Below are 12,162 nucleotides of genomic sequence, written 5' to 3' on the forward strand. Positions count from 1 at the left end.
ATTACAACGAACCAGGGTCTATTGCCAATTCCCCCGGACTTTATCCGGGGCAAAATGATGTGATTTTAGAGCACCGAAACGCTGCATAGATGAAGTATGTAAGTTGCGGAACACAAAAATCACACCATTTTGGCAAAGCGAGTAGAATTTCAAAAGACCCTAAAGCAAATCTCGTGGCAGCGCAAAGTATAACATATTTTTTTTGTAATTTTCCTGGAGAAAAAATTATCTTGAACTATGCTTTTAAAACACCCCTCCGAAATCAATTAAAGGACTATATCATGATAGATAAAAACATTCTTACACCTTTATTCAAAACGATTGACAAAGTCATTTTTGGAATTGAAGAACAAAAAGAACCAGAAACCAAACCTGAGTTTATAGAAATAGATACCGAAGAAGAATTTGATGTCGAACGCTCTATTAATTAGTAGTTGATTCACCATACCTAAGCAGGCAATAATCGCTCTTTTTTGAGTGAGAAATCTTTAAGATGTTAAATAGCCAACAAATGGCAGCAGTACGTTATATAGACGGACCCTTATTAGTTCTTGCTGGGGCTGGAAGCGGTAAAACACGAGTAATAACGCAAAAAATAGGCTATTTAATTAACACATGTGGCTATGCCGCCAATACAATATGTGCAGTAACTTTTACTAATAAAGCAGCCAATGAAATGCGTACTCGCGTTGCCGCCGTTCTGCCGGCAGCCAGTCGCCGCGGTTTAAAAGTAGCAACCTTCCATACCTTAGGCTTAAGCATTATCAAACGTGATTTTACCTTGTGCGATCTGAAAAAAGGTTTTTCTATTTTTGACAGTGAGGATTGTTTGCAGATCCTACGAGGTTTTTTACCAGCAAATAAAGCAACGGAGCGTGAATTTATTTTCCAAATTCAACAACAAATTTCGCGCTGGAAAAATAATCTTCTTACCCCTGAGGACATCACTAAAAATCAATTAGACACCCCTTCTTATGAAGAGGCGGCCTTGTTGTATCCACGTTATCAGCAAGCGCTTAAGGCATATAATGCGATCGATTTTGATGATTTAATCCGTCTTCCGGTCAGTCTTTTAAATGAACACCCTGCTGTATTAGAATATTGGCAAAACAAAATCCGTCATTTATTGGTAGATGAATACCAAGACTCGAATACCAGCCAATACCTTTTCGTAAAAAAATTAACGGGAATACAGGCACGCTTTACTGTAGTGGGTGATGATGACCAATCCATTTATGCCTGGCGAGGTGCGAAACCTGAAAATTTGCAACAATTACAACAGGATTACCCACAATTAAAAATAATCAAGTTAGAGCAAAATTACCGCTCGACCAACATTATTTTGCATACTGCCAATCACCTTATTGCCAACAATCAGCATCTTTTTGAAAAAAAATTATGGAGTGAGTTTGGTCAGGGGGAACTCTTACGCGTTATTCGCTGTAAAGATGAAAATGATGAAGCAGAACAAGTAGTTGCTGATTTAATCAGTCATAAGCTGCGCTTCAGAACTCAATATGGCGATTACGCGATTTTATATCGCGGCAATCATCAATCCCGCGTATTTGAAAAAGTACTCCGTCATTACAGTATCCCTTATACTATCAGTGGCGGCCAATCGTGGTTTGCCAAAGCAGAGGTTAAAGATGTCTTTGCCTATCTGAAATTACTGTGTAATGAAGCAGATGATGCTGCTTTTTTAAGAGTGATTAACACTCCCAAACGCGGTATTGGCGAGGCCAGCCTTGATGTATTGGGCCATTATGCTCAAAGTAGAGGAGTCAGTCTTTACACCGCAGCAGACCACCTGGCACTTAGTGAAAGTATTGCAGAAAAACCCCGATCATCATTGCTTGCGTTTAAATCCTGGATAGAAGAAATAAAAAAACGATTAGCAACTGGGTCGATTATTGAGCATTTGAAGCAAATGGTAGAAGATAGCGGTTATGAAGCCTACATTTACGAACAATGCGACACCCCTGCAAAAGCGCAAAAAAAGATGGACAATGTCTGGGAATTGTTAGAATGGGTTGGCCGTTTATTAGCAAAAAATCCAGAGCAGAGCTTAGCAGAAGTCATTAATAAATTAATTTTGATCGATATTCTTGAACAAGCAGATGATCATGATCATGATACGTTACAACTGATGACGTTACACGCATCAAAGGGGTTGGAGTTTCCTTACGTTTATTTAGTCGGTATGGAAGAAGAATTATTGCCGCATCGGGTGAGCATCGACGAAGATCAAATTGAAGAAGAAAGACGCTTGGCCTATGTTGGAATTACCCGGGCACAAAAAGGATTATGTTTTACCTTAGCCAAACAAAGGCGCCGCGCGGGTGAGTTGCAAGATTGTTTGCCAAGCAGATTCTTGGATGAATTGCCTGCCGAACATTTAGAATGGTTTGGCAAAAACAGCGAACGCTCTGAAGAGCAATCAAAAAAATTGGCTAAATCACATTTGGCAGGATTGAAAAGTTTGTTGAGCGAATCATGATTTTAGCCTAGTGTCGCATGGGAGCAGCAGAGGAAGCAGGGTATGGACAGGAAGGATCCTCTCAATCCCGGGTTACGCTGCGCTTGCACCAAGGCTGCATTAGGAATACAACTCGATGCAGAAATTTTTCCCCGTTGCTATACTGTTCCTATGAAAAAAAATATCCTTTTGTTTATAGTTTCTTTTGCCATGTTTATGGAAGCAGTGGATACTACCATTATTAACACCTCTATTCCTGTTATGGCACAGAGTTTAAACGTTAATCCGGTTGATTTGAAATTAGCACTGATCAGCTATCTTTTGAGCTTGGCAATTTTTATTCCGATTAGCGGTTGGATCGCCGATAAATTTGGCATGAAAATCGTTTTTATTACCGCGATCTCTGTTTTTACCTTAAGTTCGGTTTGGTGTGGATTCACTAATAGCTTGGGAGAGTTAATTTGTGCGCGCATCATGCAGGGCTTGGGAGGCTCACTCACCATGCCTATTGGCCGCCTCATTATTTTACGAACTTGTGAACGACATGAATTAATCGCAAAAATGAGTATCGTCGTGATGGTTGCGTCATTGGGATTAATGCTAGGGCCGTTACTAGGTGGAATTATTACCGATCATTTCTCCTGGCGTTGGATCTTTTGGGTCAATATTCCTGTTGGGATAATTGCGGTAATTTTATCAAGCAAACTATTGCCTTATATGCCTACTCGCCCAGTCCCCCCTCTCGATAAATTGGGCTTTATTCTTTTTGGCAGCGGATTAGCTACCTTAACTTTCAGTTTATCTATGGTCAGCGAATCACATGTTACGATGTTGCAAATCGTCACTGTTTTTTTTATTGCCCTTCTTCTATTAGGCAGCTATATCAAGCACTCTTATAAAAGAAAACACCCTATTGTTAAAGTGGAACTTTTACACACCCGTACATTTTGTGTCTCCATTGCGGGTAATTTATTAGCCCGTCTGGGTTTTGGAGGAGTCCCCTTTTTATTGCCCTTGATGTTACAAATCGGGCTGGGTTATTCACCGCGCTTATCTGGTCTATTGCTCGCTCCTATTGCCTTAGGTGTTTTTTTAGTTAAACCTTTATCAGTCTATATATTACGTTGGTGTGGTTATAAAAATTTATTAATTTTAAATACAATGCTAGTAAGTATTTCGCTCTGGTCTTTTTTTTCCATTAACCAGCACTCGTCCGTATATGGCATTGCATTTTTGACTTTTGCATACGGCTTTCTAATTGCGCTTCAGTATACCGGCATGAATTCTTTGGCTTATGCAAACATTACAGAAAATAATATGAGTGCAGCAACCAGCATCATGAGTACAACGCAACAACTGGCCCAAAGCTTTGGTGTTGCAGTATCAGCGATCTTGCTGAGTCTTTTCACATACATGTATTCTCAAGATCACGTTTTATCCCTGCAAATATTCCATGATACGTTTCTAATGCTTGGAGTTCTAACTTTTTTTTCAGGGATCATTTTTATTTTTCTAAAGAAAGAAGATGGTCTTGAGTTGATCGAAATCCCTGAACATTGATTCGTGCCATTTCTTTTTTCCCTCCTTAAGGCCGCCACCCTCCCTGCTTTTTGTACGAATACGCCTAAAAGATTGCAAAATATTAGAATTTTTAGACAAAATGCTCTATGATATAGAGGCATTATTTTGTTGCTTTCATATTAAATATAAAAATATTTTAAAATATTTAATAAAAAAACAGCACAATTAATAAAATAATGCTACAATGTCCTGGTAACAATTTAGGAAATTAACATGTCAGATAAAATTCGTGGTACAGTAAAGTGGTTTAATGAGTCCAAAGGTTTCGGTTTTTTAGAAAGTGGCGGTAAAGATTATTTTGTGCATTTCAGTGCAATTCTAGGCTCTGGGTTTAAAACTCTTGCTGAAGGTGCAACAGTAATGTTCAAGCCAAGTAACGGACAAAAAGGTCCTCAAGCTGAAGAAGTTGAAGTAGTCTAACTCAGTTTACTGAAATTCCTTATTTGCTTAAGTATGACAGTATTTAAGCGGATAGGGAGTTTTTTGCTTTGTAATTCTATAAAAATAAATCCTTATCCAAATCCATCCCGCAATAATCATCAATAACTCTCTGTTTTTTCATTAGTTATAATATACGCCCGTAAAAAATTGTGTGACCGATTATGTGTACACTGACTAATGAGCGAAATGAATGGAATTATTGGCCGAAAATTAATACCTTAACTTGAATCATAAGGTGTATTTCTTGATTACCCCAAAACCATCATTTGGTTTTACGCTGACTGCATGGAAATTTTTTTCGAAATCATGTTGCAGAAGTGACTGGAATAATTAATAAAATGAGTAATAATAAAATGACACACCTTAATGAGTTATTATTGAATTTCAATCGAGTTAGTCAGGTATGATGACACAATTATCAGCAAGATTATGTTCATGAAGAATGTAATAAGTTATTTCCAGAAGGTCTTCTTGTTTAAAAAAACTTGGTGACATTTTGGATAAAGAAACAGGCCTAATCCATGAAGAGGCTAAAATACAAGGAGTGGTAACATGAGTAAAAAAATCGCAGTTATTGTTGGAAGCCTACGTAAGGAATCTTACAACAGAAAAATGGCAAAAGTACTTATTTCCCTGGCCCCTAAATCGTTAAATCTGCAAATTGTTGAAATTGGTGATTTGCCCCTATACAACCAAGATCTGGATGATGAAAATAGACCACCTGCCGCCTGGGTTCAATTTCGTGAACAAATGAAAACATACCAAGGCGTGTTATTTGTTACTCCAGAATACAATCGCTCAGTTCCTGGTGTGCTTAAAAATGCGGTTGATGTAGGCTCTCGCCCTTATGGTAAAAGTATTTGGAGTAAGCTGCCTGGTGCAGTGATAAGCGTTTCTCCTGGAGCTATTGGAGGATTTGGAGCTAACAATCACTTAAGGCAATCATTTGTTTTCCTGGATATTCCAACCCTGCAACAACCAGAAACCTATATAGGAATGGCAGCAGATTTGTTTGACGAACAGGGAATCATCAAAAAAGAAGATACACAAAAGTTCTTGCAAAAATTTATGGATACTTATGCCGATTGGGTTGAGCTAAATACTAAGAACTAATTCTCAAGGAAAACAAGGTGTGACTTTTTATAAGCATGCAAAAGGATATCGCTCATTTAGGGATGCCATTATAAATTTTTGATGTTTTGAAGCCTATCAAAGCCATAGAGAATATTGTTTTTTTGATTTGCTACATGTCGAACACCTCGACTTTTGGCTGAGACACTTGATAAATGGTTTGAAATATGAGAATTAAAAAGCCATAATGTATGTTATAGAACCTTGGATTGATTGAGGTACTATTCTACATATCCATAATGTATGTTACTAGACTGTCAATGTAATGAGGTGCTTTATGAGAAAAATATTATTGGCTTCTTGCCTCCTGTTTACTTCAGGCGCTTTTGCAGATAGCTGTACTTTCAATTTAAAATTTAATGCGAAATGGGCTAATTTCAAAAATTGGATTATTATCATCACAGATGTTTCCAATCCTGATGTTAAAGAAGTGGTGGGAGGACCATTACTATCTTATGGCAAATATCCGGAAAATGATACATTGGTAGTAAAAGTTCCGAACTGCACGAAAAGCACGCAACTTGGTCTTTTTGCTCATGCCCCAGGGAAGACCACAGCTGCTGTCAATGAAGCATCTAGTAACACCAATGACACCAGCTTTAAAGTGCAAGCCTTTGCACCCAATAGCTTCTTGGAAGGAATGTCTCGTTGCGTAGGTGATATAAGTCCGCAAAGTAATTCAAATATAGAATTAACTGTGGGAAGTATTGGCGACCCAGGTGACTTCGCATTTACGACTAAGCCTACAGGTAGTGAGCCTGACTCTTGGACAAAAGCTCAGTTAGGGGTCGTTTGCCAAAACCCTCATGTAGCCACTGTTGACTCAGATGATACTGCGAACTAGCTAACAGCTTAGGTTTGTTGGCATTTCATATATCTGTGAAGCCACCAAAAAGAAATGTCAACATACCTAACAAATTTATGATTCATTTACAGATTAATTCTTTATTATGTTAACTTAATAATTACAGCCACTCCCATTTTTATTTTTTTCCAAGATCAATTATGATGCAAACACCAATTAGCCATACGAAAAAAATAGGGAATAACAGAAAAAGAATTCATATATGAAACAACTTAATTACCCTACTTTAATTGGTGTTTTCTTAATCAGCTTCTCCATATTAGTCCTGGAAATCACATTAACAAAAATATTTTCTGTTACCTTATGGTACCACTACTCTTATTTTGTTATCTCTTTAGCGATGTTTGGTATGGGATTTGGAGGGATGTTAGTCTATCGTTTGGAAGAGCAATTTAAATGCTCGATTAGAAAAAATTTATACATCCTCAGCATTATTCTTGCTTTGAGTATCATCTTAAGTTTGTATGCGGTCATTGTTTACCACTTACCTAGTGCAATCAATTGGCAAAGCATCTTGCAATTTACAGGCGTGTATTTATTATGCACAGCACCTTTTGTCTTCAGCAGCATGATCCTTTCCCTATTGTTTTTAAATTTACCTGATAAGGCAAACACAATTTACAGTTTCGACTTACAAGGAGCTGCGATTGGTTGCATTGCTTGTGTGTTATTGATTAGCTATTTCACAGCGCCACAAGTTTTATTAATTGCTAGCTTAACCTCTGTTGTCGCAGCTATTTTATTTGAACTACCAAAAATTCGTATTTATTCCGTAGTACTCCTGGTTACCAGCCTTTTGCTTGTCCTCATCGGCAATTCTTTCTTTAAAGTGACTCAGACTAAAAATTATTCAGAGTTACAGTATAATAATCTTTATGAAAAGTGGTCCCCACTGTCTCGCATTACTGTCTCATCTGAAATATACTTTAGAGGTTCACATGATGAATCCCCATTTGGTTGGGGTCTAAGCAGCACTTATAAACCAAAACATGAATTTAAACAATTGTGGATTCAGCAAGACGCGAGCGCGTGTACACCAATCGTTCCTTTCAATGGTAATTACCAGGAAGTTGATTTTTTAAAATATGATATTACTTCCCTGCCTTATTATTTAAGAAAAAATGCCAATGTCTTTATCCTGGGTGTGGGTGGTGGCCGCGATGTATTAACCGCATTAGCTTTTGATAGTAAACAGATAACAGGAGTTGACATTCATCCAGTAATGGTTGATTTGATTAAAAATAAATATGCTAACTATGCTGGAAATATTTATAACAATGATAAAGTTCACGTTGCGGTTTCTGAAGGCCGCAGTTATCTCGAGGTTGAGAAAAAAACCTATGATATTATCCAAATTCCTTTAATTGATAGTTGGGCTGCAACCGTAGCAGGTGCTTTTGCCATGGCAGAAAATAGCATTTACACGGTTGAAGCATTTAAAACCTATTTAAAATTTTTAAATCCTTCTGGCATATTAAGTGTTACCCGTTTCTATTTTAAGCCAGACAATCAAACAATCAAAATCGTTTTACTTGCTCGGGTTGCTCTTGAACAAAGCGGGATTACCTCTCCAGAAAAAAATATAGTCGTCGTTAAAAATAAAGGAAACAATAATATCGATGTAGCAACAGTATTAGTTAAAAAAGAGCCTTTCTCTTTGCAAGAAATAAATGAGATTAAAGAAACAGCCCATAAATTAGCATTTGATATTGTTTATCTTCCCTCTGGAGATAACAATGAAACACTCTTCCAAACGGCGCTAACCACTAAAAACCTTAATCAGTTCACAGAAAACTATTACTATGATATTAGACCAACTACCGATGATAGGCCGTTTTTCTTTCAGATGTTCTATTTTTCCAAGGTCAAAGACCTCTTGTTAGATAAACAAATCACAGGCCAAATATTTAACTATTATGGCGTAAGCATAGTGTTCATTTTACTCATAACCTCTACCATATTAGTCCTATTATTCTATTTTTTGCCGCTGTTGTTATCCAAGACTACAACTAAGCCTCCTCTCTTATGGGGAATATATTTTTCATTATTAGGTTTAGGCTTTATGTTAATAGAAATGCCCATCCTCCAAATTGGATCAGTGTATTTAGGAGGACCAACCTATGGTTTGGCCGTAGGCTTGTTTTGTTTGCTATTTTTTGGCGGCCTGGGCAGTATTTTATTTAATTCTCCTCAGCCCGAACAAACTGATCGAGTTTTAAAAAGAGGTTTAATTATGGTTATATTCTTGGCTATAGCTTTGCCTTTTTATCTACATTGGTTAATGTATGCTACTTTTGGATACAACTGGTATTTAAAGTTAGTACTATTCGTTCTCATTCTTTTTCCTTTAGGACTATACATGGGAATTGCCTTGCCTTCGGGGATGCGCCTAGCTCGTTATCAAAACACAAAAAGCATTCCCTGGTTCTGGGCTTTGAATTGTGCCTTTTCTGTTTTGGGGTCCATTATTGCAATGGCAACATCCATGATATTTGGCTACAGCATCACCCTGATTTTAGCTTCAGTAATGTATCTGCTTGCTTGGATGCTCCTTTTTTATAAATGAGATAACCAAATAACCCATTTATTTAGAGGCTGGCGAAAAAGCAAAACCACTATTAAAGAAATAAGGACAGCATATCGATCTATATAATAGAAGGCTCCGCAACTTATTTCAGGAATAATTGGGTTCAAATTACACAGCCAACGTTTTAAAGCGATACATACCGGTAGGTAGAGTAATAACACAATTTCGCCAAATAGTCGTATCTCAGGAAAATTACCTATCATGAGTAACGCGATAAAATAAAACAATAAAACATAGCGTAAGGGCCTGAATAGAAGAGGTATATAGTCATAGAAGGCAAACCAAAACAAAGGAAGTCCTGCAAAACAAAACATAAACAATAAAATATGTTGTAAGTTTAATAACCAAAACAAGTTTACTTGAAAATGGGTATAATGACTCGACCTAAAGTACCATTCTAATAGAACTCCTGGAGTACCATGCAAAAAAGACAAAACAAGCCAACGGGCAAGAACGTAGGCTACAAAAGCAAAGATCAATTGTTTATAAACCAAATGCAGATTTTTCCAATGCAGGGCTGGAATAATTAGTACTAATAGAAGACTGCTTTCGCGGTTAATCGTGGCGATAAATATTAAGGGTATATAATATAACCACTTCGAACGCAGACAAAGATATAAACCCAGAGTGAGAAAAAAAAGAGTAGGTGTATCATAATAAAAGAAAAATGTGGCGGGACCATCAGTAGTATATCGATAATTAACCACTGTGGTGAGAGGCAATAAAAGAAGAAATAACCAGCTGAGCAACTGAGATTGACGTAGGCTAAATTCATATTGTAATAATTTCAGCAGGGCAAAATATAATAAACTGATAAATATCCATTCAATTAAGAAAAATAATTTTTCCAGCTCAACAGGAAGAAAATAGGCTAGAAAATTAACCAACAGTGGTACAAGTAACCGTTGGCCAAAAGGCATAGGAGCTAAAAAATTAACTACCTTATCTAACTCTACCTTATAAAAAACTCCAGTCAGTTTAACGTGCATATAGGCATAACCGAGAAGCAAAACAAGCGTTATAAAGCGCGTTTTATACCGAAAAAGATCCTCATTCATCCTGCATTCCCTCATGCTCTGAGTATTAGCTTGAATATTGAAATAATCATAATTATTACGCCTTACGCCTTGTCATGAGCTTCGACTTATTTGACAACAAATCGTCACCAATTAAGTATCTGGAATTAGAGTTTTAAACTGGATAGAAGAGTAATAATCATATTAACTTATTAGCACTAGATACAGTCAACAATATTTTTTCAATTACCCTATACTGCATGAGATACATTACAAACTACATATCCTAAAATGGAGCAAATAAAATCAGGTCTCTACTTTAGCCGGACTCACTACCCGTATGACAGAGTTAAATTATGATTTCAGATTCAAAAACAGTATAATTATTCCCCATATGTTGAATCTTTACAAAGTAAAATAGGTGGAAAATAGGAACATAAAGAGGTAAATTGCACTAATTACCTCTATCAGTAAGAAATAAGAGAGAGAAACTATGCAAAATACAAAGATCGCAGAAGATACATCCATTGTAAGTTCTTTTCCCATTGCGATCATTACCAGTGTTTTCAATCAAGACGTTACAAAAGCCTTGCAAGAAGGAGCAATATCTCAACTCCTAAAACGTGGCTTTAATGAAAGCGACATCAAGTCATTTGAAGTTCCTGGGGCGGTAGAGATTCCATTAGTTGCAAAACGTCTGGCCATGCAAAAAGCGGTACAATCAATTATTACCCTAGGTGCAGTGATTCGTGGCGAAACCAGTCATTATGATCTGGTGTGTCATATGGTAAGCCAAGGATGCTTACAAGTATCATTGGAATATAATATTCCCGTCCTTTTTGGCGTACTGACCACGGATAATGAAGAACAAGCATGGGACAGATTAGGTGGAAAAGCTGGGCATAAAGGTGTAGACGTAGCCAATGCTGCTATTTCATTGCACCACACATTAAGTCAATTGTAACACAGGCATATAAACCGATGACGAATAACTATGAGCAGTTTGAACAACGCAAACAAGATCACATCAAATTGGCCTTAATGCCTGAAAATCAAACTACAGAGCTCAGTACATTTGATGGCATCAATCTGATTCATGATGCCTTACCTGATTTAAATTTTGATGAAATCAGTATCAAAGGCTCACGCTTTGGCCAAACAGTTGAAAAACCTTTTCTTATTAGCTCCATGACTGCGGGCCATCGCCGTGCGCAACATATCAATCAAAACCTCATTGAGGCGTGTGCCTTGCGTGGTTGGGCAATGGGGGTAGGCTCTCAAAGACGCGAACTTACTGACCCTAAAGCAGCATTTGAGTGGCAAGATTTACGTCGCAACTTCCCTCAGGTTAGCTTGTACAGCAATTTAGGAATAGCACAATTAGTCACGACATCATTGAGTGAGATTCAACGCTTGACGGATGCCTTGCACGCCGATGCATTAATTATCCATTGTAATCCCTTACAAGAATGCATGCAGCCTGAAGGCACAACAACCTATAAGGGATGCTGGCAGGCTTTGGCAGACTTGGTAAAAAAACTACCCATACCGATCATCGTTAAAGAAACAGGGTGTGGTTTTTCTCATGGAACGATGATGCGTTTAAATGAAATCGGCATTGCCGCGATTGACGTCGGCGGCCTGGGAGGAACACACTGGGGACGAATTGAGGGACATAGGGCAGTCCATGACCCAATTCGTCAACAGGCGGCAATTACCTTTCGCAACTGGGGAATTGATACTGTAACCTCAGTAAGACAAGCCACAGCGTTAAATCCTTCTTTCGAAATTTGGGGTTCAGGCGGCGTCGTAAATGGTTTAAACGCAGCCAAGCTTTTTGCGCTTGGTGCAACAACCGTTGGCTATGCACGTCCCTTACTCGAAGCCGCTCTGGAGTCTTCTGAGCAAGTGAGTCTATGCATGCAAACAATTGAGTATGAATTAAAAGTCGCAATGTTTTGTACCGGGAGCCGTGTTTTAAGCGATTTGTCCCAAAAATTGGGGTAATAGAAAATTATTCATGCCCCATCAAGAAAAAATACAAATCTATATTAATGAAGCAGAA

General features: G+C 37.7%; 10 protein-coding genes. 9 read left to right on the forward strand and 1 reads right to left on the reverse strand.

Annotated features, from left to right (window positions below; genetic code table 11):
* Positions 1 to 89: 89 nt before the first annotated feature.
* From Lpar_RS03035 to Lpar_RS03065, 7 genes are all read left to right on the forward strand, one after another.
* Positions 90 to 431, forward strand: coding sequence for a hypothetical protein (locus Lpar_RS03035; RefSeq protein WP_058516526.1), 342 nt, complete (start codon positions 90 to 92; stop codon positions 429 to 431).
* A 62-nt stretch (positions 432 to 493) separates the two neighbouring features.
* Positions 494 to 2,497 (forward strand): UvrD-helicase domain-containing protein, encoded by a 2,004-nt coding sequence (locus Lpar_RS03040; RefSeq protein WP_058516527.1) that lies wholly within the window; start codon positions 494 to 496, stop codon positions 2,495 to 2,497.
* A 150-nt stretch (positions 2,498 to 2,647) separates the two neighbouring features.
* Entirely contained in the window at positions 2,648 to 4,036 is a 1,389-nt protein-coding gene (locus Lpar_RS03045; RefSeq protein WP_058517055.1) for a DHA2 family efflux MFS transporter permease subunit, read from the forward strand.
* A 234-nt stretch (positions 4,037 to 4,270) separates the two neighbouring features.
* A complete protein-coding gene (locus Lpar_RS03050) occupies positions 4,271 to 4,477 on the forward strand; it encodes a cold-shock protein (RefSeq protein ID WP_058516528.1) in 207 nt (68 codons plus the stop codon).
* A 573-nt stretch (positions 4,478 to 5,050) separates the two neighbouring features.
* Positions 5,051 to 5,611: an NADPH-dependent FMN reductase gene (locus Lpar_RS03055; protein ID WP_058516529.1), complete on the forward strand. Its 561-nt coding sequence runs from the start codon at positions 5,051 to 5,053 to the stop codon at positions 5,609 to 5,611.
* Positions 5,612 to 5,906: 295 nt separating this feature from the next.
* Positions 5,907 to 6,473, forward strand: a complete 567-nt coding sequence (locus tag Lpar_RS03060; protein WP_058516530.1) for a hypothetical protein — start codon at positions 5,907 to 5,909, stop codon at positions 6,471 to 6,473.
* 223 nt (positions 6,474 to 6,696) lie between these two features.
* On the forward strand, positions 6,697 to 9,060 hold the full coding sequence (locus tag Lpar_RS03065) for a spermine/spermidine synthase domain-containing protein (protein WP_058516531.1): 2,364 nt from the start codon (positions 6,697 to 6,699) through the stop codon (positions 9,058 to 9,060).
* Here the strand turns inward: Lpar_RS03065 and Lpar_RS03070 are convergent.
* Entirely contained in the window at positions 9,051 to 10,139 is a 1,089-nt protein-coding gene (locus Lpar_RS03070) for a hypothetical protein (protein WP_058516532.1), read from the reverse strand. The two genes, Lpar_RS03065 and Lpar_RS03070, sit on opposite strands and share 10 nt — an antisense overlap.
* A gap of 451 nt (positions 10,140 to 10,590) precedes the next feature.
* Here Lpar_RS03070 and ribH point away from each other — a divergent pair, with 451 nt between their 5' ends.
* Together ribH and fni are read left to right on the forward strand one after the other, a co-directional pair.
* Positions 10,591 to 11,061 carry a 6,7-dimethyl-8-ribityllumazine synthase gene (gene ribH, locus Lpar_RS03075; protein WP_058516533.1) on the forward strand — a complete coding sequence of 157 codons (471 nt, stop codon included), beginning with the start codon at positions 10,591 to 10,593 and terminating at the stop codon, positions 11,059 to 11,061.
* Positions 11,062 to 11,078: 17 nt separating this feature from the next.
* Positions 11,079 to 12,104 (forward strand): type 2 isopentenyl-diphosphate Delta-isomerase, encoded by a 1,026-nt coding sequence (gene fni / locus Lpar_RS03080; RefSeq protein WP_058516534.1) that lies wholly within the window; start codon positions 11,079 to 11,081, stop codon positions 12,102 to 12,104.
* Positions 12,105 to 12,162: the final 58 nt, after the last annotated feature.

It is taken from the genome of Legionella parisiensis, from assembly GCF_001467945.1.
GTDB lineage: Bacteria > Pseudomonadota > Gammaproteobacteria > Legionellales > Legionellaceae > Legionella > Legionella parisiensis.